Source organism: Streptomyces sp. NPDC046866 (assembly GCF_040704625.1).
Taxonomy (GTDB): domain Bacteria; phylum Actinomycetota; class Actinomycetes; order Streptomycetales; family Streptomycetaceae; genus Streptomyces.
The window spans coordinates 411,514-433,955 of sequence record NZ_JBEYXN010000003.1; the positions used below are offsets into that span (position 1 = coordinate 411,514).

General features: G+C 73.4%; 17 protein-coding genes and 1 pseudogene. 16 read left to right on the top strand and 2 right to left on the bottom strand.

Translation table 11 applies throughout. The features are described from left to right. The first annotated feature begins 188 nt into the window (after positions 1-188). Positions 189-1,769, top strand: a complete 1,581-nt coding sequence (locus tag AB0953_RS07905) for a methylmalonyl-CoA mutase family protein (RefSeq protein WP_366858510.1) — start codon at positions 189-191, stop codon at positions 1,767-1,769. 44 nt (positions 1,770-1,813) lie between these two features. Next, the gene (leuE, locus tag AB0953_RS07910; RefSeq protein ID WP_366858512.1) at positions 1,814-2,488 is read left to right on the top strand and encodes a leucine efflux protein LeuE; all 675 of its coding nucleotides are present in this window, start codon (positions 1,814-1,816) and stop codon (positions 2,486-2,488) included. Between the two features lie 13 nt (positions 2,489-2,501). Here the strand turns inward: leuE and AB0953_RS07915 are convergent, their stop codons facing one another. Beyond that, the gene (locus tag AB0953_RS07915; RefSeq protein ID WP_366858513.1) at positions 2,502-3,857 is read right to left on the bottom strand and encodes a polysialyltransferase family glycosyltransferase; all 1,356 of its coding nucleotides are present in this window, start codon (positions 3,855-3,857) and stop codon (positions 2,502-2,504) included. Continuing rightward, a complete protein-coding gene (locus tag AB0953_RS07920) occupies positions 3,857-4,873 on the bottom strand; it encodes a glycosyltransferase family 2 protein (RefSeq protein ID WP_366858514.1) in 1,017 nt (338 codons plus the stop codon). The genes AB0953_RS07915 and AB0953_RS07920 overlap by 1 nt, the downstream gene beginning before the upstream one ends. A 176-nt stretch (positions 4,874-5,049) precedes the next feature. On the opposite strand from AB0953_RS07920, the gene AB0953_RS07925 reads away from it, so the two are divergent. The 14 genes and pseudogenes from AB0953_RS07925 to AB0953_RS07990 all read left to right on the top strand — a co-directional run bounded on the left by AB0953_RS07925 (position 5,050) and on the right by AB0953_RS07990 (position 22,418). After that, entirely contained in the window at positions 5,050-6,720 is a 1,671-nt protein-coding gene (locus AB0953_RS07925; protein ID WP_366858515.1) for a DUF6716 putative glycosyltransferase, read from the top strand. A gap of 140 nt (positions 6,721-6,860) precedes the next feature. Next, a pseudogene (locus AB0953_RS07930) lies at positions 6,861-7,556 on the top strand (acylneuraminate cytidylyltransferase family protein); the annotation flags it as partial. Between the two features lie 74 nt (positions 7,557-7,630). Further along, on the top strand, positions 7,631-8,545 hold the full coding sequence (locus tag AB0953_RS07935) for an N-acetylneuraminate synthase family protein (RefSeq protein WP_366858516.1): 915 nt from the start codon (positions 7,631-7,633) through the stop codon (positions 8,543-8,545). A 52-nt stretch (positions 8,546-8,597) separates the two neighbouring features. Next, complete coding sequence (locus AB0953_RS07940) at positions 8,598-9,878, top strand: hypothetical protein (RefSeq protein ID WP_366858517.1); 1,281 nt, start codon at positions 8,598-8,600, stop codon at positions 9,876-9,878. Positions 9,879-10,015: 137 nt separating this feature from the next. Continuing rightward, positions 10,016-11,260 carry an amidohydrolase gene (locus tag AB0953_RS07945; RefSeq protein WP_366858617.1) on the top strand — a complete coding sequence of 415 codons (1,245 nt, stop codon included), beginning with the start codon at positions 10,016-10,018 and terminating at the stop codon, positions 11,258-11,260. Between the two features lie 218 nt (positions 11,261-11,478). Then, positions 11,479-12,537: a BMP family ABC transporter substrate-binding protein gene (locus AB0953_RS07950; RefSeq protein WP_366858518.1), complete on the top strand. Its 1,059-nt coding sequence runs from the start codon at positions 11,479-11,481 to the stop codon at positions 12,535-12,537. Between the two features lie 228 nt (positions 12,538-12,765). Further along, on the top strand, positions 12,766-14,427 hold the full coding sequence (locus tag AB0953_RS07955; RefSeq protein WP_366858618.1) for an ABC transporter ATP-binding protein: 1,662 nt from the start codon (positions 12,766-12,768) through the stop codon (positions 14,425-14,427). After that, a complete protein-coding gene (locus tag AB0953_RS07960) occupies positions 14,424-15,539 on the top strand; it encodes an ABC transporter permease (protein ID WP_366858519.1) in 1,116 nt (371 codons plus the stop codon). The genes AB0953_RS07955 and AB0953_RS07960 overlap by 4 nt, the downstream gene beginning before the upstream one ends. Beyond that, complete coding sequence (locus tag AB0953_RS07965) at positions 15,536-16,801, top strand: ABC transporter permease (protein ID WP_366858520.1); 1,266 nt, start codon at positions 15,536-15,538, stop codon at positions 16,799-16,801. The genes AB0953_RS07960 and AB0953_RS07965 overlap by 4 nt, the downstream gene beginning before the upstream one ends. Further along, complete coding sequence (locus AB0953_RS07970) at positions 16,798-17,196, top strand: cytidine deaminase (RefSeq protein ID WP_366858521.1); 399 nt, start codon at positions 16,798-16,800, stop codon at positions 17,194-17,196. The genes AB0953_RS07965 and AB0953_RS07970 overlap by 4 nt, the downstream gene beginning before the upstream one ends. Before the next feature lie 115 nt (positions 17,197-17,311). Further along, positions 17,312-18,589: a thymidine phosphorylase gene (locus AB0953_RS07975; RefSeq protein ID WP_366858522.1), complete on the top strand. Its 1,278-nt coding sequence runs from the start codon at positions 17,312-17,314 to the stop codon at positions 18,587-18,589. Positions 18,590-19,145: 556 nt separating this feature from the next. Continuing rightward, the gene (locus AB0953_RS07980; RefSeq protein ID WP_366858523.1) at positions 19,146-21,749 is read left to right on the top strand and encodes a hypothetical protein; all 2,604 of its coding nucleotides are present in this window, start codon (positions 19,146-19,148) and stop codon (positions 21,747-21,749) included. A gap of 33 nt (positions 21,750-21,782) precedes the next feature. Further along, a complete protein-coding gene (locus AB0953_RS07985) occupies positions 21,783-22,046 on the top strand; it encodes a hypothetical protein (RefSeq protein WP_366858524.1) in 264 nt (87 codons plus the stop codon). Between the two features lie 15 nt (positions 22,047-22,061). Continuing rightward, positions 22,062-22,418 (top strand): hypothetical protein, encoded by a 357-nt coding sequence (locus AB0953_RS07990; RefSeq protein ID WP_366858525.1) that lies wholly within the window; start codon positions 22,062-22,064, stop codon positions 22,416-22,418. Positions 22,419-22,442 lie beyond the last annotated feature (24 nt).

Sequence of the window (22,442 nt, forward strand, 5' to 3'; positions counted from 1 at the left end):
TCTACGTCGTGTATCTAGGTGATGCCTGGCGGGCGTGGAGAGTTGCACACGGTCCCGGGATGTTGCGCCATTGTGACCAGCGGCCGTCGCGCAGGCGACGGCCCGCCTTCGCGCCGGGGGCGCACCGGCGCAGCCGGGAGAGGTTGTATCAGCCCCGGGCCCGTTCTCTCTATGGAGGGCTTGGTCACATGGCGAGTACCGAGAGCGGCAGTCCCATCGAACCCGTCTACGGGCCGGGCGATCTGACGGGGTGGGACCCGGAGGTCAAACTGGGCGAACCGGGGGCGTATCCGTACACACGAGGGATCTACCCGACGATGTACACCGGCAAGCCGTGGACGATGCGCCAGTACGCCGGGTTCGGCACGGCCGCGGAGTCCAACGCCCGCTACCGCCAGCTCATCGCGGGCGGCGGCACCGGCCTGTCCGTCGCCTTCGACCTGCCGACGCAGATGGGCCACGACTCCGACGCGCCGCTCGCCCACGGCGAGGTCGGCAAGGTCGGCGTCGCCGTCGACTCCCTCGACGACATGCGGGCCCTGTTCGAGGGCATCCCGCTCGACCGGGTCTCCACGTCGATGACCATCAACGCCCCGGCCGCCCTGCTCCTGCTGATGTACCAGCTCGTCGCCGAGGAGCAGGGGGTCGAGGGCTGGCAGCTGACCGGGACCGTCCAGAACGACGTGCTGAAGGAGTACATCGCCCGCGGCACGTACATCTTCCCGCCCGGGCCCTCGCTGCGGCTGACGGCCGACATCTTCCGCTACTGCCGCGTCGAGATGCCCCGCTGGAACACCATCTCCATCTCCGGCTACCACATGGCCGAGGCGGGGGCCTCGCCCGCGCAGGAGATCGCCTTCACCCTGGCCGACGGGATCGCGTACGTACGCACCGCGCTCGCCGCCGGGATGGCGGTGGACGAGTTCGCGCCACGCCTCTCCTTCTTCTTCGTGGCCCGCACCACCCTGCTGGAGGAGGTGGCGAAGTTCCGTGCGGCCCGCCGGATCTGGGCCGGCGTCATGCGCGAGGAATTCGGGGCGAAGGACCCGAAATCGATGATGCTGCGCTTCCACACGCAGACCGCCGGGGTGCAGCTGACGGCGCAGCAGCCGGAGCTGAACCTCGTCCGGGTGGCCGTGCAGGCCCTCGGCGCGGTGCTCGGCGGCACGCAGTCCCTGCACACCAACTCCTTCGACGAGGCGATCGCGCTGCCGACCGAGAAGGCGGCCCGGCTGGCGCTGCGCACCCAGCAGGTGCTCGCGCACGAGACCGACGTCCCGCACACGGTCGACCCCTTCGCCGGCTCCTACGCGGTGGAGCGGATGACCGACGAGGTGGAGCGGGCGGCGCTCGACCTGATGCAGCGGGTGGAGGACCTGGGCGGCGCGGTCGCGGCGATCGAGGCCGGCTTCCAGAAGGCGGAGATCGAGCGCAACGCCTACCGCATCGCCACCGAGACCGACAGCGGCGAGCGGGTGGTGGTCGGGGTCAACCGCTTCACCCTGGCCGAGGAGGAGCCGTACGAGCCGCTGCGCGTCGATCCGGCGATCGAGAGCCGCCAGCGCGCGGCCCTGGCCGCCCTGCGCGCCGACCGCGACGGCCCGGCGGTCGCGTCGGCCCTGGCGTCCCTGCGCGAGGCGGCGGCCGGCACGGCGAACGTGCTCTACCCCATGAAGGAGGCCCTGCGCGCCCGTGCCACGGTGGGCGAGGTCTGCAACGCCCTGCGCGAGGTCTGGGGCGCGTACGAGCCCACCGGTTCCACATGGTGAAATCCCCCACGCGACAGGAGCAACCCTATGGGACACTCCTGGGCATGCTGGGTGTCACCGATCTGCCGACCTACCTCGTCGGCCTCGTCCTGATCATTTTGCTGCCGGGGCCGAATTCGCTGTACGTGCTCTCCGTCGCGGCGCGCCGCGGCGTGCGGACCGGATACAAGGCCGCGGCCGGGGTGTTCACCGGCGACGCCGTGCTGATGACGCTGTCCGCCGCCGGGGCCGGGGCGCTGCTGCGGACGAGCCCGGTGCTCTTCGGGATCGTCAAGCTGCTCGGCGCCGGCTACCTGACCTGGCTCGCCGTCGGCATGATGCGCGGCGCCTGGGCGCTGTGGCGGGCGCGGACCGCGGCCGCCGAGGAGCCGCCGGCGGCCGCCGGGACCGCGGGAGCCGCGGGGTCGGGCGAGGCGGGCGAGGTCGAGCGGCCCTACCGGCGGGCCCTGCTGATCAGCCTGTTCAACCCGAAGGCCATCCTCTTCCTCGTCTCCTTCTTCGTGCAGTTCGTCGACTCCGGCTACGCCTACCCGGCGCTGTCGTTCCTGCTGCTGGGTGCGCTGCTCCAGCTCGGCAGCTTCCTCTACCTGACGCTGCTGATCTTCGGCGGCACCCGCCTGGCCGCGGCCTTCCGCCGCCGCAGGCGGCTGTCGGCCGGGGCGACCTCGGCGGCCGGGGTGCTCTTCCTCGGCTTCGCCGCCAAGCTCGCCACGGGCTGACCGGCGTGCGGGCTCAGCGCGGCCGGGCGGGGCGCAGCCGCCTCAGCCGGCGGACCGCGCGGCGCACGGCCGGGCTGTGCGGCAGGAAGGCCAGCCGGGCCGGGATGCCGCCGGGCAGCCCGAGGGCGGCCAGGCGGCGGCGGGTGAAGTAGCTCCCGCTGCGCTGCCCGGGGTGGAGGGCCAGGTACCGCTCGGCGTCGGCCCGGCGCCCGGCGAGGACCTGCGGCTGCATGGCGTACCCGACCGCGGTGAGCAGCCCGCCCAGGCGCTCGCGGACCTCCTCCGGCCCGGGCGCGGTCCACTGCGCGACGGCCCGCGCGTCCGAGAGGTCGGGCAGCAGGGCGTCCGCCACGGTCAGCGGGATCCGGTTGCTGTTCTGGTACGGGGTCAGCCGGGCCAGCAGCGCCGCCGTTCCGGTGCGCGCGACGGGCAGCCCGTACAGCGTGGCGGCCGTCAGCAGGCCGGTGGAGAAGCAGCCGACGACGAGGGCCGGGCGCAGCCGCGCGTACAGGGCCTCGGCCAGGACCGGGCTCGTCACGACGGTGAGGCGGGCGCCGAGCCGCCCGGCCTCGGCGGCGGCGCGCCGGGAGTACTCGGCCGGGGCGCTGGGGTGCGGCTTGAAGACCAGCTCGCGGTGGCCGAGGGCGCGCGCGCCGCGGACCATCTGCACGTGCAGCTCCTCCTCCTCGGCCGCGGAGAGCAGGTCCAGGGCGGAGAGGTACTGGCCCAGCAGCAGCGCCGGCCCGTGGCCGACCCGGTCCAGCTCGGGCGCCTGCGCGGGGAGCTCGGCCAGCACCTTCAGCAGGGCCGGGACGGGGACGTGCTCGGGGCGGACCCCGAACTCGGTGAGCAGCAGCGGCTCCAGCCCCGGCACCAGGTCGGGGTGCAGGACCCGGCGCACGCGCGTGCCGAGCTGCGCGTCGAGGCGGAAGCGGGTGGGGCCGTAGCTCATCAGCCCGTCGGCGTACACGTCGACGGCGGCGCCGGGGAAGAGCAGGCACAGGGCGCGGGCGGGCGGCACCTGGAGGGACTCCACGACCAGCTCGACCCGGTCCTCGCCGAGCCCCCACAGCGCACGCAGCTGCCGCTCCCACAGCGGCACGTCCTCGGGGCGCGGGGTCCAGGAGCTGGGGTGCAGCGGGGCGACGACCGCGTTCCAGTCGACGACCTCGTCGAAGCGGGTGCGCAGGGCGGCGAAGCCGGGCAGCGCGGCGAGGCCGGGGGAGGCCTCGGCGGCGAGGGCGTGGTTGCTGGTCAGCAGGATCCGGCGGCCGGCGGGCGCGAAGCAGCCCGCGTCGAGGCCGGCGGCGAGGGTGGCCGTCCCGTAGAGGGTGGAGGCGACGAAGACCTGGGTGCAGGGCAGGGCCATCAGAGGGCTCCTCCGCGCGCGGCGGCAGCCGGGGACGCGGATGGGGCGGGCCGGGTCCGGCGGTGGGCGCGGCGCAGGCGGCGCAGGAGGGCGGCGCGCTCGGCGTCCATCGCGTCCAGGGCCTGGTCCAGCAGGTCGCCCGGCATGCGGCCGAGGGCGGCCGCGCTCAGCGCGCGGAGTTTTTCGGCCACCGGCCGTTCGAATTTTTCGATCGACCCGATATGGTGCGCGATAATGGCACAATATGTTCGGACCGCTTTCGGCAGCAGTCGCCCGGATTCCGCATCGGCTGCCGTATCCGCCAGGACCTGGTCGAATGCCCGGATGAAATCGAGCTGCCGCTCGTCCTTGATCTGCGTCAACGAGGTGGAAATGCCGCGCCGGTAGAAGACCCCCGGAAGGCCGACCGCGGCGAAGGACTCCGCCCGCCGGTGCAGCCGCCAGATCCACGGCCGGTCCTCGGCCGTGCGCAGCCCGTCGGTGAAGTGCAGCAGCCCGCCGTCCAGCAGCCGCCGGTGGTACATGCCGGCCCAGGCGTACGGATAGTCCACGCAGGTCGAGCGCGAAGCGGGCAGGATGCCGGCCCGCGGATCGGCGGCCACCAGCTGCGGACCGTACGGCACCCGCTGCACCGAGCGGGTGCGGCCGCTGACGCTGACATGGTCGGTGCGGACGAAGTCGCAGCTCAGAGCCTCGATGACGGCCAGCGTGCGGGCCAGGTGGCCGGGGGCGAGCCAGTCGTCGCCGTCGAGGAAGGCCAGGTACTCCCCGTTCGCCGCGTCCAGCCCGGTGTTGCGGGCGGTGGCCAGGCCGCCGTTCCGCCCGCGTCCGATGTGCACCGCCCCCGGCAGCTCGCGCGCCGCCCGCCGCAGCAGCTCGGGCGTCCCGTCGGTCGAGCAGTCGTCGACCAGCAGGAACTCGAAATCGTCCCGCGCGTTGAGTTCGAGGCTTCTCAGGGCATCCGGCGCGTATGTCTGCACGTTGTAGAACGGCACGACGACAGAGAGCTTGGGCACCCGCGAGACATTATGCCGTCGTCCGGCATTCACCATGGCGCGGGTGCGTATTCCGTGTGAACGACTCGGGGCGGGCGCATTAACCGGTGCGGATTCGCACGTCGTAGACGGCCTGTTAACCCGCTGTTGTCGGCTCGTTGGGCCGATCCCGGGAATCACCGAATACCTTCTGCCGGGTGCCAGTCAGCAATCACGCAGACAACCGGCGCGGCCCGAAGGTCGCCGTACTCGCGGATTCCGACACCCGGTGGAAATGGGGTGCCCTGACCGCCCGCCGCCTCGTGCCGGACCACCGCCTCACCGGATACCTGCTGCGCGGCCGGGCCACGCCGACCGCGCGCCAGCTCGGCGAGGCCGGGGTCGGGGTCGACGCCTCGCGGCTGTCGGAGGTGACCTGCCCGGAGTTCCTCGACCGGATCGTCGGGGAACGGCCCGACGTCATCGTCCTCGCGCTCGTCGGCGGAGCCGTCCAGGCCGTGCTGCACGGGATCCGCGCCCTGTGGCCGGCCGCGGCCGCCCGGCCGGTGGTCGTCACCGGGTACGTGGGCGTCGTCTACGAGAAGCTCGCCGACGGGCTGCTGCTGCGGCACGGCGCCGACCTCGTCCTCGCCAACTCCCGCCACGACGCCGAGCGCTTCCGCGCGGTGTACGAGGGGGTCGGCGCGGCCGCGGGCTGCGTCGTCGAGACGGCGCTGCCGTTCCTGGAAGGGGCCCCGTACCGGCCGTCCGGCAGCCGGGCCCGGCGGGTCGTCTTCGCCGTCCAGCCGTCGGTCCCCGACAGCCGCGCGGACCGCGCCTACCTGCTGCGGCGGGCGGCCGGGCATGCGCGGCTGCACCCCGACCGCGAGGTGCTCGTCAAGCTGCGCAGCCGGCCCGGGGAGCACACCACGCACCTGGAGGAGCAGCCGTACCAGCGGCTCGCCGAGCGGATCCCGGGCGGGCTGCCCGTGAACTGCCGCCTGGTGTACGGCAACATGGGCAAGGTCCTGGACGGCACGGACCTGCTGGTCACGGTCTCCTCCACGGCCGCCCTGGAGGCCCTGCACCGGGGCATCCCGACGGCGGTCCTGACCGACCTCGGCATCCGCGAGGCCCTCGGGAACCACCACTTCCTCGGCTCGGGCTGCCTGGCCTCCTGGGACCAGCTGGACGCGGGCCTCCTCCCCGAGGCCGCCACCTCCTGGCTGACCGCCCACGGCGTCCGCCCCCCGACCCCGCCGCCCACCGCGGCCGCACAGACCGTCCGCGCCATGCCCCCGCAGCCCCGCGCCGGCACCGACGCCAGGGGCTGCGCAGGGGTGGCGTCCGCAGGCGGAGCCGACGCCGCGGGCGCAACCGCCGCCGGGCAGTCCGGGGCCCTGGAGGGTGACCACGGGCGCGGGGCGGCCGTCGCGGAGGCCGGCGACTGCGCCGAGGTGGCGTTCGCCTCCGGCGCCGGGGGCGCCAGCGCTTCGGGGGAGGCCGGGGCCGTGGATGCCGGAACCGGCCCGCGGGCGGAGGTGACGGCCCTGGAGCTCCGGGCGGCGGATGCGCCGGACGCAGGGACGGCGGGCGATCCGTACGCGGCCGCGCGCGCCCGGGTCGCGGAGCTCGCGGCCCGGCCGTGGCTGCCGCCGGTGGAGCCGTACTACACGCCCGCCACCGCCCCCGGATACCTCCCCGGCATCCTCGCCCGCCAGCACCTCGCGCCGGACGGAACACCGCTGCCCGGCGCCCCGCGCGGCGGGGAGGGCGGGTCCCGCGTCGGCCGCTGGTTCCGCGGCCGGCTGCGGGAGGCCGCCCGCGGCGCCTACCGCCACGGGGTCCAGCGCGTCGCCCCCGCGATCCGCCGCCTGGGGGACCTGTGACCGCCCGGGCGCGCCCCGCGCCGCCCCGCCCCGGCACACCCCGCCCCCCGACCCCGCGGAGCGGCCCGCCCGGGGCCGCCGGTCCGCCCGCCGCCGCGGCGGAGGAGGCCCGTACGCCGGACGTACGCCGGCCGGGGCGCGTGCTGGCCGTGATCCCGGCCCGGGGCGGGTCCAAGGGGGTGCCGGGGAAGAACCTGGCCGAGGTGGGCGGGGTCCCCCTCGTGGCGCGGGCCGTCGCCGCCTGCCGGGGGGCGGCCACCGTCACGGACGTGCTCGTCTCCACCGACTCCGAGGCCATTGCCGCCGCCGCCCGCGCCGCGGGCGCCGGCACCGTGCGCCGCCCCGCCGCCCTCTGCGGCGACACCGCCTCCAGCGAGGCCGCCCTGCTGCACGCCCTCGACGCCTTCGAGGAGCTGCACTCCCTCACCGTGGACGTTCTCCTGCTCGTCCAGTGCACCAGCCCCTTCCTGACCCCCGCCGACGTGGAGGCGGTCGCCGCCGCCGTGGCCGGCGGCGCGGCCGACACCGCCCTGACCGTGGCCCCCTTCCACGGCTTCCTCTGGCGCACGGCCGCCGCCCCCGCCGAGGGGGCGACCGGCGTCAACCACGACAAGGCCGTGCGCCCCCGCCGCCAGGACCGCCCCCAGGACCTGCTGGAGACCGGCGCCGCCTACGCCATGGACGCCGCCGGCTTCCGCAGGGCCCGGCACCGCTTCTTCGGCCGCACCCTCCCCGTCCCCACCGACCCCGCCCGGGTCCTGGAGGTCGACGACCCGCACGACCTGGCCCGCGCCCGCCTCCTCGCCCCCCTCCTCGACACCCCGCCCGCCCTCCCCGACAGCCCGTTCCCGGACACCCCGCTCCCCGCCGCCCCGCTCCCCGCCACCCCGACCGAAGGACGTCCCACGCCATGACCGCCGCCACCCTCGACCACCCCCGCCTGCGCACCCTCGGCTCCCGCACCGCCGGCCCCGGCCGCCCCGTCTACGTCGTCGGCGAGATCGGCATCAACCACAACGGCGACCTCGGCACCGCCCTCGCCCTCGTCGACGCGGCCGCCGAGGCCGGCTGCGACGCCGTGAAGTTCCAGAAGCGCACCCCCGAGATCTGCACCCCGCGCGACCAGTGGGACGTCGAGCGCGACACCCCCTGGGGCCGGATGGCGTACATCGACTACCGCCACCGCGTGGAGTTCGGCGAGGCCGAGTACCGGGCCATCGACGAGCACTGCGCCAAGCGCGGCATCGACTGGTTCGCCTCGCCCTGGGACACCGAGGCCGTCGCCTTCCTCGAGGAGTTCGACGTCCCGGCCCACAAGGTGGCCTCGGCCTGCCTCACCGACGACGAGCTGCTGCGCGCCCTGCGCGCGACCGGCCGCACGGTCGTCCTGTCCACCGGCATGTCCACCCCGCGGCAGATCCGGCACGCGGTGGAGGTCCTCGGCAGCGACAACATCCTCCTCTGCCACGCCACGTCCACGTACCCGGCCCGCCCCGAGGAGCTCAACCTGCGGGTGATCAACACCCTCCGCGAGGAGTACCCGAACGTCCCGATCGGCTACTCGGGCCACGAGACGGGTCTGCAGACCACCCTGGCGGCCGTGGCCCTCGGCGCCGCGTTCGTCGAGCGGCACATCACCCTCGACCGCGCCATGTGGGGCTCCGACCAGGCCGCCTCCGTCGAGCCCGGCGGCCTCGCCCGCCTCGTCCGCGACATCCGCACCATCGAGACCGCCCTCGGCGACGGCGTCAAGCGCGTGTACGCCTCCGAGCTCGCCCCGATGAAGAAGCTCCGCCGCATCCAGGGCGAGCCGGTCGCGGTCTGACCCGCCCCCCGGTGCGGCCCGCCCCCGACCAGGAGTACAGGAGGAGTACACGGTGAACCCCTCAGCCCCGACCCTCGCTTTCGTCGAGAGCCCGGTCCAGCTCCTGAACGTGCTGGAATGGGCCCACGCCCAGGGCGCGGCCCCGTCCGGCGGGGCCCCGCTGCTGGCGGGCGTGCCGCGCCAGCCCGGCCGGTCCGCCGCGCGGCCCGGCCGGGCCCACGCCCCGGCGGACCCGCCCCACCCGCAGGCCCCGCCCCACCCCCAGGCCGCCGTCGGCCCGCAGGCCCCCGCCGGCCCGCCGCCCCCGACCGCGCCGGCGGCCCCACACGCCTCGGCGGCCGCCCCCGCGCCCGACCGGCTGCGGATCGTCGTCCTGCCCCCGACCGACCCCATGTCCCGAGGCCAGCTGCGCCGCATGGCGGGGCTCGCCCGGGACGAGGGGTACGAGGTCCGCTGGCAGGAGGCCCGCGGCAGCCGGCTCGCCCCGCTGCGGGCGCTCGCCGCGCTGGCCCGCGACGTCCGCGCCGCCCGGCGCATCGTCGTCGGCGACCCGTTCTCCCGGTACGTGCAGCTGCTGCTCACCCTCGTACGCGCCGAGGAGCTCGTCGTCGTCGACGACGGCACCGCCACCCTGGAGTTCGCGGCCCAGACCGCCCGCGGCGAGCGCCTGGTGCGCTGGCACCGCGTCGGCCGCGGCGGCCTGACGGCGCGGCTGTGCGAGCTCGCGTACGCGCCGGTCTCGGCGACGGCCCGCCGCCGGTTCACCCCGGCCGCCGGCACGGGCCGCCGCATCGAGGTGTTCACCTCCATGCCCGTCGGCGTGCACGGCACCATGACGCTGCGGGTCAACGACTTCGCCTGGACCCGCGCCCGCTTCGGCCCGCCCCGGCTGACCCGCGGCACCGACCTCGTCGGCACCTCGCTCGTGGAGACGGGCGTGGTCGACGCGGACCGCTACCTCGAGGCGGTGCGCGCCCTGACGCTGCATCACGGCGCCACCCGCTACTTCGCGCACCGCCGGGAGTCCCCCCGGAAGCTGCGCGCGCTGAGCGAGGCGACGGGGCTGGAGATCGTACGGCCGGACCTGCCGCTGGAGCTGACGGCCCGGCGTGGTCCGATCGGCCGAACGGTCGTCAGCTTCCCGTCCACGGTCGTCCACACGCTGCCGTACGCGCTGACCGGGACGGGCGTGACGGTCGCCGTATGCGAGGTGGACCCGGCATGGCTCACCGGCTCCGCCTCGCCGCGCGCCGGGGGCTTCCTCGCCGCGGTCGCCGAATCCGCCCGTGATGTGCAGAGAATCCCTGTTCAGGCGGCTCCGGCGGCCGGATGAGCGCGCGAGTTTACCCCCGGCGCCATCCGGTCATGCGTCCAGAGGTCTGGTTTTTTTCCCCTAACGGCATGAACTTTTGCTGATCTCCATCCAGTTGGTCCATTCGTGCGCCTACCCTTCAACGGGTGAACCAGTTGATGTCCCGCGAGTCCCAGACCGTCCTGCCCGGCGTGCCCTCCCAGCCCGAGCTGCCCGGCAAGCTTCCGGATCATCTGCGTGCCGAACTGATCGCGTTCCGCCGGGACTTGCACATGCACCCCGAGCTAGGACACCAGGAGTTCCGCACCACGGCGGCCCTCAAGGCCCGGCTGGAGAAAGCCGGCCTGGAGCCGCGCGTGCTGAAGTCCGGAACCGGGCTGGTGTGTGACGTGGGCACCTGGGACGGCGGCCGGCCGATGCTGGCCCTGCGTGCGGACATCGACGCCCTTCCCATCCCCGATGCCAAGACCCACGTCGCGTACCGCTCGACCTTCCCCGACCGCGCCCACGCCTGCGGGCACGACGTCCACACGGCGGTCGTCCTCGGCACCGGCCTGGTCCTCGCCGAGCTCGACCGCCAGGGCCGGCTGCCCCGCCCGGTGCGGCTGCTGTTCCAGCCCGCCGAGGAGGTGCTGCCGGGCGGGGCGACCGACGCCATCGCCTCCGGCGTCCTGGACGGCGTCGGGAAGATCATCGCGGTGCACTGCGACCCGCGGGTCGATGCGGGGAAGATCGGGCTCCGGACGGGCCCGATCACCTCGGCGTGCGATCGCCTGGAGGTCGCCCTGGAGGGCCCCGGCGGCCACACGGCCCGCCCGCACCTGACCACCGACCTGGTCACGGCGGCCGCCCGGGTCGCGGTCGACCTGCCGGCGGTGCTCGCGCGCCGGATGGACGCCCGCTCGGGCATGTCGGTCACCTGGGGCCGGATCGAGGCCGGGCACGCGTGCAACGTGATCCCGATGCACGCCGAGCTCTCCGGGACCATCCGCTGCCTGGACATCAACGCCTGGCACGAGGCGCCCGACCAGATCCACGCGGCGATCGACGAGATCGCCGGGGTGCACCGCGCCAAGTCGGAGATCACCTACGTGCGCGGGGTCCCGCCCGTGGTGAACGACCCGGTGGTCACCGAGCTGCTGCGGGAGGCGATGGTGGCCCGGCGCGGCCCCGACTCGGTCGAGGACACCGAGCAGAGCCTGGGCGGCGAGGACTTCTCCTGGTACCTGGAGCACGTCCCGGGGGCGATGGCCCGCCTCGGCGTGCACCCGCCGGGCGCCAGCGTGAAGAGGGACCTGCACCGCGGTGACTTCGACGTGGACGAGGCGGCGATCGGCGTCGGAGTGGAGTTCTTCACCGCCGCCGCCCTGCTCGACGGACGCCGTGCGCGGACGACCGGCTAAAAATTTTGCAACATCTGAGCGGCGTGCGCCGCACCTGTCCAGCCCTTGTGTATCAAGGGCTGGACACCTACCGCGTTACTGATCGGTCACTGTCCGGTTCGCGACGATCCGATAACGACTCATGAACGGGCCTTTAACTGACATCTACGCGCGTTACGATCGCCGCGAAACCAGCGCCGGTCAGTGGCGCTTCGGTCAGGTTTTGAAGGAGCCTCCCCTTGCGCCGGATCACCAGGATCGCCACCGTGGGCCTCGCGTCCGCGGCGCTGGCCCTCTCGGCCACCGCCTGTGGCGGAAAGAAGTCCTCCGACACGGGGGCCGCCCCGTCCGAGTCGGGTCAGAAGTCGGCCGCCATCGCCTACGACATCGGCGGTCGCGGTGACCAGTCCTTCAACGACGCCGCGTTCGCGGGTCTGGAGAAGGCCGAGAAGGACCTGAAGATCAAGGGCGCCGAGGCGGAGCCCACCGAGGGCGAGAGCGAGGCCGACAAGGTCCAGCGCCTGACGGAGCTGGCACGCAAGGGCAACAACCCGGTCATCGGCGTCGGGTTCTCCTACGCCCCGGCCATCAAGAAGGTCGCGCCGAAGTTCCCGAACACCACGTTCGGCATCATCGACGACACCTCGGTGACCGACAAGAACATCGCGAACCTGGTCTTCAACGAGGAGCAGGGCTCCTACCTGGCCGGCGTCGCCGCCGCCAAGGCCTCGAAGTCCGGCACGGTCGGCTTCATCGGCGGTGTCGAGGTTCCGCTGATCAAGAAGTTCGAGGCGGGCTTCACCCAGGGCGTCAAGGACACCAACCCCAACGCCAAGGTGCTGTCGACCTACCTGACCCAGCCGCCGGACTTCTCCGGTTTCGCCAAGCCGGACCTCGGCAAGGCCGCCGCCAAGGGCCAGCTCGACAACGGCGCCGACGTGATCTACTCCGCCGCCGGCCTCGCCGGCTCGGGTGCGATCGAGGCCACCGCCACCGCCGGCAAGTGGGCCATCGGCGTCGACTCCGACCAGTACAACCAGGCCGGTCTGGCGAAGTACAAGGACCACATCCTGACCTCGGTCACCAAGGACGTGTCCGGTGCCGTCTACAACCTGATCAAGTCGGTCGAGGACGGCAAGCCGCAGACCGGTGAGGTCCGCTACGGCCTGGACAAGGACGGCGTCGGCCTGGCCGACTCCAACCCCGAGTACAAGAAGATGGCCGACCTGATCGCCGCCGTCGACAAGGCGAAGGCCGACATCATCGCCAAGAAGATCACCGTCAAGACCGCGCCGTAAGGCCGTCGCCGACGTGAAGTAGTGGTCTTACGGGGTCCGGGGGCGGTCTCACCGCTCCCGGGCCCCGAGCCGTGTCCCGTGTCGTGATCTTGTGGCCGCTGGCCGCACGTTTTCACTTTCGACAGTGCTACGCGCGTAGAGGTTCCGTGGACGCGGTACCTTCTCTCCCCGCCCTGTCCCCCCTGCCTCAGGCTTTTCCAGCTCCTTCCGCGCCAAGGAGAGTGCGTCATCAACGCGTCCAGCCCCCCCGCCGTAGAACTGCACGGCATCACCAAGCGTTTCCCCGGCGTCGTCGCCAACAAGGACATCGCCATCACCGTCCGCAAGGGCACGGTCCACGCCCTGATCGGTGAGAACGGTGCCGGCAAGTCGACCCTGATGAAGATCCTCTACGGCATGCAGAAGCCGGACGAGGGCACCATCGCCATCGACGGGGAGCAGGTCTCCTTCACCAACCCGGGCGACGCCATCGCCCGGGGCATCGGCATGGTGCACCAGCACTTCATGCTCGCCGACAACCTCACCGTCCTGGAGAACGTGGTCCTCGGCGGCGAGAAGCTGTACGGCATCGGCGCCAAGGCCCGCAAGAAGATCCTGGAGATCTCGGACGCGTACGGCCTCGGCGTGCGCCCCGACGCCCTCGTCGAGGACCTCGGCGTCGCCGACCGCCAGCGCGTGGAGATCCTCAAGGTCCTCTACCGCGGTGCGCGGACCCTCATCCTCGACGAGCCCACCGCCGTGCTCGTGCCGCAGGAGGTGGACGCACTCTTCGACAACCTGCGCGAGCTCAAGGCCGAGGGCCTGACCGTCATCTTCATCTCGCACAAGCTGGGCGAGGTCCTGAAGGTCGCCGACGACATCACCGTCATCCGCCGCGGCACCACCGTCGGCACCGCCGACCCGAAGACCGCGACGACCAAGCAGCTCGCGGAGCTGATGGTCGGCAGCGAGCTGCCCACCCCGGAGACCCGCGAGTCGACGGTCACCGACGTCCCGATGCTCCAGGTCAAGGGCCTGACCCTGGCCGAGACGGGGGCCGCGGTGACCGCGCCGCTGACGGCCGCCGCCGAGGACCACAACGAGGACACGGAGAACGTCCACGAGCACGTGCCCGTCGGCCGCCTGCTGCTGGACAACGTCGACTTCACCATCCACAAGGGCGAGGTCCTCGGCATCGCCGGTGTCGAGGGCAACGGCCAGACCGAGCTGATCGAGGCCCTCATGGGCATGGTCACCCCGGACTCCGGCGTGATCACCCTGGACGGCCAGGACATCACCAAGGCCCCCGTCCGCAAGCGCCGTGTCGACGGCATCGGGTACATCCCCGAGGACCGCCACCGCCACGGCCTGCTGCTGGAGGCCCCGCTCTGGGAGAACCGCATCCTCGGCCACGTCACCGAGGCGCCCAACTCCAAGCGCGGCATCCTCGACCCGAAGGCGGCCCGCAAGGACACCGAGCGGATCGTGCGCGAGTACGACGTGCGCACCCCCGGCATCGACGTGACCGCGGCCTCGCTCTCCGGCGGCAACCAGCAGAAGCTGATCGTCGGCCGCGAGATGAGCCACAACCCGAAGTTCCTCATCGCCGCCCACCCGACCCGCGGCGTGGACGTCGGCGCGCAGGCGCAGATCTGGGACGCCATCCGCGAGGCCCGCCGCGAGGGCCTGGCCGTGCTCCTGATCTCCGCCGACCTCGACGAGCTGATCGGCCTGTCCGACACCCTGCGCGTCATCTACCGCGGCCGCCTGGTCGCGGACGCCGACCCGGCGACCATCACGCCCGAGGAGCTCGGCACCGCCATGACGGGCGCCGCTCGGGGCCACCTGGAAGCAACCGACACCAACTCCGCCGCTGCCGACGGTGACACGACGGAGGACGAGGCCCGATGAAGAAATTCGACAAGGACCGGCTGCTCCTGGCCGTCGCCGGACCGGCGCTCGCCCTGGTCAGCGCCTTCGTGCTGACGATGATCGTGCTGGCCGCGTCGGGCGTGGACCCGATCGACCCGATGCGCATCATGGTCGAGCAGGCCGGATACGAGGACATCCAGGTCCTCATCGTCAACCAGGCCGGCATCTACTACCTGGCAGCCCTGGCCGTGGCCATCGGCTTCCGGATGAACCTCTTCAACATCGGTGTGGACGGCCAGTACCGCCTCGCCGCGATGATCTCGGCCGTCGTCGGCACCGCGGTCACGCTGCCCGGGCCGCTGCACATCCTGCTGATCGTCGCCGTGGCCATGCTCACCGGTGCGTTCTGGGCCGGCATCGCCGGCGTCCTCAAGGCCAAGCGCGGCGTGAGCGAGGTCGTTTCCACGATCATGCTCAACGCCATCGCCACGGCCCTGATCGCCTGGCTGATCCTGCCCAAGAACCTCGGCGTCCAGCCGCCCGGCTCCAACGACCTGACCACCGGCGAGATCGCCGAGTCTGGCTGGTTCCCCGCGCTGACCATCGGTGACGGCCTGGAGGTCTACGGCTTCACCTTCGTCGCGTTCGCCCTCGGCGTCGTCTACTGGTTCGTCCTCAACCGGACCCGGTTCGGCTTCGACCTGCGCGCCACCGGCGCCAGCGAGTCCGCCGCCCAGGCCTCCGGCGTGGACGCCAAGAAGATGATCATGACCTCGATGCTCATCTCGGGCGCGGTCGCCGGACTCACCGGCATGCCGCTGCTGCTCGGCGAGTCGCACACGTACAACCTCTCCTTCCCGCTGGGCGTCGGCTTCACCGGCATCACCATCGCGCTGCTGGGCCGCAACAACCCGCTGGGCATCTTCTTCTCCGCCCTCCTGATCGCCTTCATCGACAAGGCCTCCGCCGGTCTCGACACCGCCGGCTACGCCAAGGAGATCGGCACGATCATGCAGGGCCTGATCGTGATCGCGGTCGTCGTCAGCTACGAGCTCGTCCGCCGCTACGGCATCCGCCGCCAGCAGCAGAAGGTCGGCGAGGAGCTGGCCGCCGGCCACGCCATCAAGACCGACAAGGAGGTCGCGGCGTGAGCACCAGCACCGTTTCCGCGACGAGCGCCGCGCCCAAGAAGGGCGGCGGCCGCCGCAAGCTCACCCTGCCGTGGATCCTGCTGATCATCGCGGGCGGCCTCGTGCTGCTCTCGCTGGTCCGGGTCATCTCCGGCGCCAACGACCTGACCTCCGTCGGCCAGGTCTCCGGGGCCCTCCAGCTCGCCGTGCCGATCGCCATGGCCGGCCTCGGCGGCCTGTGGGCCGAGCGCTCCGGCGTGGTCAACATCGGCCTCGAGGGCATGATGATCCTGGGCACCTGGTTCGGCGCCTGGGCCGGCTACCAGTGGGGCCCGTGGACCGGCGTCGCCCTCGGCATCGTCGGCGGCGCGCTCGGCGGCCTGCTGCACGCGATCATCACGGTCACGTTCAACGTCAACCACATCGTCTCCGGTGTGGCGGTCAACATCCTGGCCATCGGCTTCACCCAGTACCTGTCGAACTTCACCTTCGACAAGGTCCCGGGCGGCTCCTCGAAGCAGTCCCCGCGCATCGAGCCGATCACCGAGATCACCGTCCCCGGACTGTCGCACGGGCTCGCCACCCTCCAGGCCAAGCACTGGTTCCTGGTCTCGGACCTCGCCGGCATCATCGGCGGGCTGGTCACCAACCTGTCGCTGCTGACCATCGTCGCGATCCTGCTCATCCCCGCCACCTGGTGGGTGCTGTGGCGGACCTCCTTCGGCCTGCGCCTGCGCTCCTGCGGTGAGAACCCGACCGCCGCCGAGTCCCTCGGCGTCAACGTCTACAAGTACAAGTACATCGCCGTGGTCGTCTCCGGTGCGATGGCCGGCCTGGGCGGCGCGTTCCTCGCGATCGTCTCCACCGGCATCTACCAGGAGGGCCAGACCGGCGGGCGTGGCTACATCGGCCTCGCCGCGATGATCTTCGGCAACTGGATGCCGGGCGGCATGGCCCTCGGCTCGGGCCTGTTCGGCTTCACGTACAGCCTCAAGCTGCGCGGCGGCGCCGAGAACGTCCACGCGATGCTGCTGCTGCTCGCGATCCTGCTCGTCGCGGTCGTCGCCTGGCAGCTGTACAAGAAGAAGCACCTCCAGGCGGCGATCTCCCTGGCCTGCGCGGCCGGCCTGTTCGTCTGGTACGCGCTGACCGACGCCGTCCCGAGCCAGTTCGTCGACGCCGCCCCGTACGTCACGACGCTGCTGGTGCTGGCCCTGTCGGCGCAGCGCCTGCGGATGCCCAAGGCGGACGGCCTGCCGTACCGCAAGGGCCAGGGCAAGTGACGACGGCGGCCACCCCCGACTGGGAGGTCCTGCGCGAGGCCGCCCGGGACGCCATGTCCCGGGCGTACGCCCCGTACTCGGGCTTCCCGGTCGGTGCCGCAGCCGTCGTGGACGACGGCCGGATCGTGACCGGCTGCAACGTGGAGAACGCCAGCTACGGGCTCGGCCTGTGCGCCGAGTGCGGGCTGGTCTCCTCCCTCCAGGCCACGGGCGGCGGCCGGCTGACGCACTTCACCTGCGTCGACGGCAAGGGCGAGGTACTCGTCCCGTGCGGGCGCTGCCGCCAGCTGCTGTACGAGTTCGGCGGACCGGAACTGCTGGTGGAGACCCCGAAGGGGATCCTTCCGCTGGCGGAGATGCTGCCGCAGGCCTTCGGGCCGGACCACTTGAGATAACCGTGCCGACGGCCCTCCGCCCACGAGGCGGGGGGCCGCCGTACTTCTTCCACTCATTCCGCCCTACTCCCGCGGAATCCCTACACCCCTCTATGCGCGTAGAAGGAAGCACCACATGGACGTCATCTCCGTCATCCGTACCAAGCGGGACCGCGGCGAGCTCAGCCCCGAGCAGATCGACTGGGTCATCGACGCCTACACCCGCGGCGTCGTCGCCGACGAGCAGATGTCGGCGCTGGCCATGGCCATCCTGCTCAACGGCATGAACCGGTCCGAGATCGCCCGCTGGACCGCCGCGATGATCGCCTCCGGCGAGCGGATGAACTTCGACTCCCTCTCCCGCCCGACCGCCGACAAGCACTCCACCGGCGGCGTCGGCGACAAGATCACCCTGCCGCTGGCCCCGCTCGTCGCCGCCTGCGGTGCGGCGGTGCCGCAGCTCTCCGGCCGCGGCCTCGGCCACACCGGCGGCACCCTGGACAAGCTGGAGTCCATCCCCGGCTGGCGTGCACTGCTGTCCAACGAGGAGATGCTGCACGTCCTCGACACCACCGGCGCGGTCATCTGCGCGGCGGGTGACGGCCTCGCCCCGGCCGACAAGAAGCTGTACGCGCTGCGGGACGTCACCGGCACGGTGGAGGCCATCCCGCTGATCGCCTCCTCGATCATGTCGAAGAAGATCGCCGAGGGCACCGGCTCGCTCGTCCTGGACGTGAAGGTCGGCTCCGGCGCCTTCATGAAGAACATCGACGACGCCCGCGAACTCGCCTCCACCATGGTGGCGCTGGGCACCGACAGCGGCGTGAAGACCATCGCCCTGCTCACCGACATGTCCACCCCGCTCGGCCTGACCGCGGGCAACGCGCTCGAAGTCCGCGAGTCCGTCGAGGTCCTGGCCGGCGGCGGCCCGGCCGATGTGGTCGAGCTGACCATCGCCCTGGCGAAGGAGATGCTGGACGCCGCCGGCATCAAGGACGCCGACCCGGCCAAGGCGCTCGCCGACGGCTCCGCGATGGACGTCTGGCGCCGCATGATCCGGGCCCAGGGCGGCGATCCGGACGCCGCTCTGCCGGTCGCGCGCGAGCAGCACGTCGTCACCGCCCCCGCCTCGGGCGTCCTGACCCGCCTCGACGCGTACGCGGTCGGCGTCGGCGCCTGGCGGCTGGGCGCGGGCCGCGCCCGCAAGGAGGACCCGGTGCAGGCCGGCGCGGGCATCGAGCTGCACGCCAAGCCGGGCGAGCAGGTCACCGCGGGCCAGCCGCTGATGACGCTGCACACGGACACGCCGGAGAAGTTCGAGTACGCCCTGGCCTCGCTGGAGGGCTCGTACGACATCGCCCCGGCGGACACGTCCTTCCACCCGACCCCGATCATCCTGGACCGCATCGCCTGACCCACCGTCCCGCCCCGGCGGAGTGGGCGCGGATAACCCCGGCCCCCCGGCGCCTCGATCGCCGGCGGGGCTGGCCGCGCCGATCCGTGCCATGGGCGTCGACGGAAGCCGGCCGGGCTCCTGGGGCGCTGCCCCAGGGTTGGGCGGCGGGGCCGGAGCCCGACTCGGGTGTCGGCGGGAGCCGGCCGGGTTGCGCGTGCGGGTGATCTGCGGCGGCAGTATCGTGGCGATGTGAGTGAGGGGCCGTCGCGCCGGCCCGCCGGCGCAAGCGAGCCGCCCCGCCAAGGCGGGCACGCCGCACGGCGGTTGGAGGAGTTCCGCGCCGCCAGGGAGCCCAGGGACACCACTGCGGCGGACGAGGCCGAGGCTGACCACGCCCCCGTTGCCGAAGAGTCCGAAGCGTTCGAAGAGGGCGAAGAGGGCGAAGAGGCCTGAGCCGGTGGGAGCCCGTTACGGGCGGGTCCGGCCATGGGGGAACCCCGGAGAGGTCTGCGCGCTCGCGGGAGCATGCGCCCGCGCGAGCCGCGCCGCCGCGCCGAAAAAAGAGGGGCACGCCATGCAGGGACCGAGCGCTTCCGAAGACCCGGGCGGGCGCGGCCCGCGGCCGCCCGGCGGCAAGGCCCTGACCCGGCTGGTGCAGGAGCTCGCCCGCAGGGGGCAGGGCCAGGAGACCGCCGCGGCGGTCGAGCGCGCCGCTCCCGGCCTCGGGCGGGCCGGGCAGGACGAGCTGATCGCCCGCGCCGCGGGGCCGCCGCAGCCCCCCGCCGCACCCGAGGACGACGACCGGGCCGGCGGGAAGAAAGGAAAGAAAGGAAAGAAGGGCAAGAAGGGCAGGAAGGGCACGGCTGCCGGGAAGGGGTCGCGGGAGGAGGACCCCGGCGGGGCCCTCGTCGGTGCGTACCGGGCGGCCGCCGAGCGTCTCGCGCGGCCGGCCGATGCGGCGGGCCCGCAGTGGCGCTCGCTGGGCCCCTGGGCCGTCCCGAACGGGCAGACGTACGGCCTGAGCCGGGTGAACGTCTCGGGCCGGATCGCCGCGATCGCCGTGGACCCCGCCGACCCCGCCCACGTCCTGGCCGGCTCGGCCGGCGGCGGCGTGTGGGAGACCGAGGACCGCGGCGCGTCCTGGACGCCCCGCACCGACGACGCGGCGACCCTGACCACCGGCGCCCTCGCCTTCGACCCGGCCTCCCCGGGGACGGTCCTCGCCGGGACGGGGGAGGGCAACAGCTGGTGGTGGCTGGGCACGGGCGTGCTGAAGTCCACCGACGGCGGCACGAAATGGGCGCCGCTGTGCACGGACCCGTTCGTCGGACAGGGCTTTTACGACCTGGCGTTCGACCCCGCCCGCCCCGGCACCGTCCTCGCCGCCACGACCGGCGGCCTGTACGCCTCCACCGACGGCGGTGCCCACTGGACCCGGCGCCGGACCGGCCTCGCCTGGTCGCTCGCGCTCTCCGCGGCAGGCGGCGAGGCGCTCGCCGCCTGCCAGGACGGGCTGTTCCGCTCGGCGGACGGCGGGGCGGCCTGGGAGGCGGTCCCCCTGCCGACCCCCGGCACCATGCCCTTCGCCCGGCTCGCCGTGGCCATCGCCCCCTCCGACCCGGCGGTCGCGTACGCGTGGGGCGCGGACGCCGACGGCAGGGCCCGGCTGTGGCGCCGCGCCGCCGGGACCTGGAAGAAGGTGGCGCCCCCGGCGGACGTGGACACGAGCCAGGCCTGGTACGACTGGTTCCTCGCCGTGGCCCCGGACCGCGCCGACCGGATCTACCTCGGCGCCATCGACGCGTACCGCGGCGAGCAGGCGGGGACCACATGGACCTGGCAGGACATCTCGACCCGGAAGACCGGCGGCGACTCCGTCCACCCCGACCAGCACGCCATCGCCTTCGAGCCAGGCCGTCCCGACGTCGTCTACGTCGGCAACGACGGCGGCCTGTTCCGCAGCCCGGACCGCGGCACCACCTGGGAGGACCTCAACCACGGGCTGGTCGTCACCGAGTTCGAGTACCTCGCCCAGGACTTCGGCTCCTCGCGCCGCGTCCTGGGCGGCACCCAGGACAACGGCACCAACCGCTGGACCGGCTCCCCGCAGTGGACCCACGTCCAGGACGGCGACGGCGGCGACTGCGCGGTCAGCCGCGCCGACCCGCGCACCGTCTTCCACACGTTCTTCGAGATGAACCTCGAACGCTCCGACCGGCAGGGCGACTTCGACAGCTGGACCGACGTCTCCCCGCCCGTGCCGGACGGCGAGAAGTCGCTGTTCTACCCGCCGCTGGAGACCGCCGCCACCGGCGGCCGCACCGTCGCGATCGGCGGCGGGGCGCTGTACCTCTCCCGGGACAATGGCGCGCACTGGACCCGGCTCCCGCTGCCGGGCCCGGCCCCCGGGCCCGCCTCGGCCCTGTACGTCCCGCGGCCCGACCACGTCCTCGTCGGCACCGTGCGGGGCGGGGTGTACCGCACCACCTGGCAGGCCGGCGCGTGGAGCCCGCCCACCGCACTGGCGGTGCCCCGCCCGGATGCCTGGGTCAGCGACATCCACGCCGACCCCGCCGCCCCGGACCGGATCTGGGTCACCCACAGCTCGGTCGGCGGCGGCCGCATCTGGCGCTCCACCGACGGCGGCGCGTCCTGGACCGACCGCTCCGCCGGACTGCCGGAGCTGCCGCTGAACGCGGTGGAGGTGGACCCGGTCGACCGGGACCGGATCTGGGTCGCCGCCGATCTGGGCGTCTACGAGAGCACCGACGCCGGGGCCACCTGGCGGGCCTTCTCCGACGGGCTGCCCCACGCGATCGTCGGCGACCTCGTCCTGCACCCGCACGCCCGGGTCCTGCGCGCCGGCACCCGCAACCGCGGGGTCTGGGAGATCCCCGTCGACGGCTGGCTGACCGAGCCGGTGTGCGGCACGCAGTTCACCGGCACGCTGGCGGGCGGCGAGACCCGGCGCTGGTTCAGCGCCGACTGGCCGGCGACCCGGCACGTCCTGTGGACGGTCATGCCCGTCACCGAGGGCTCGGGCGCGCCCCAGCTGAGCTGCACCGTGCAGGCGGAGCGCGCGGGGAGCGAGTTCGTCACGTACTGGATCACGGTCGCCAACCTCACCGCGCAGCCGGTGGAGTTCGAGGGCCGCCACGCGATCCTCAGCCGCTACTGAGCGAACGCCACCGAGAAGCGAAAGGGAACCGGCATGTGGACCGACACGCAGTTCACCGGATCGCTGGAGCCGGGCGCGACCCAGCGCTGGTCGACCTCCGACTGGCCCGCGAGCTGGCACGTCGTCTGGTACGTGGTGCCCACCTCCCCGGCCGCACCCCCCTCCGGCGGGCCGCAGGTCGACTGGGACGTCGCCGTGGAGCGGGCCTCCGCGGACAAGGCCACGTACTGGATCACGGTCAAGAACCTCACCTCCGACCCGGTCACCTTCGAGGGCCGGTTCGCGGTGCTGAACTAGGGCAGGTGGACGGCCGTGCGGATCACCATCGAGACGACGGACCCCCACGACGAGCCCGTACCCCGCGGGGCCCTGGCGGCCGGGGCACCGCAGCGCCGGCGGGCCCGTACGCCGGACCGCCCGTCGGCCCGGCCCACGGCCCGCCCCTCGCACACGGTCGGGGTGCGGGACGCCGGGCCGGCCCCCGTGGGCCTGACCACCGGCAACGGGCTGGTGCAGGAGCCCCCCGCCTTCACGCAGCCGCCCCCGCGCCCGGCGGCCGCCGGCGGCACCGTGCGCGCCGCGCCCGACGGCGGCCTGCCCGAGGCGCTGCCGGCCGGGCCGGCGCCGAGCGAGGAGGAGATCGAGAAGCGCCGCACGCGGGGCCGATGAGTTTTGCCGGGCCCTGCGGTCAGA

Bases quoted from the DNA above. Each gene is read 5' to 3' on its own strand.
- AB0953_RS07905 (WP_366858510.1), top strand. From the start codon at position 189: ATGGCGAGTACCGAGAGCGGCAGTCCCATCGAACCCGTCTACGGGCCG.
- leuE (WP_366858512.1), top strand. From the start codon at position 1,814: ATGCTGGGTGTCACCGATCTGCCGACCTACCTCGTCGGCCTCGTCCTG.
- AB0953_RS07915 (WP_366858513.1), bottom strand. From the start codon at position 3,857: ATGGCCCTGCCCTGCACCCAGGTCTTCGTCGCCTCCACCCTCTACGGG.
- AB0953_RS07935 (WP_366858516.1), top strand. From the start codon at position 7,631: ATGACCGCCGCCACCCTCGACCACCCCCGCCTGCGCACCCTCGGCTCC.
- AB0953_RS07945 (WP_366858617.1), top strand. From the start codon at position 10,016: ATGTCCCGCGAGTCCCAGACCGTCCTGCCCGGCGTGCCCTCCCAGCCC.
- AB0953_RS07960 (WP_366858519.1), top strand. From the start codon at position 14,424: ATGAAGAAATTCGACAAGGACCGGCTGCTCCTGGCCGTCGCCGGACCG.
- AB0953_RS07975 (WP_366858522.1), top strand. From the start codon at position 17,312: ATGGACGTCATCTCCGTCATCCGTACCAAGCGGGACCGCGGCGAGCTC.
- AB0953_RS07980 (WP_366858523.1), top strand. From the start codon at position 19,146: ATGCAGGGACCGAGCGCTTCCGAAGACCCGGGCGGGCGCGGCCCGCGG.
- AB0953_RS07985 (WP_366858524.1), top strand. From the start codon at position 21,783: ATGTGGACCGACACGCAGTTCACCGGATCGCTGGAGCCGGGCGCGACC.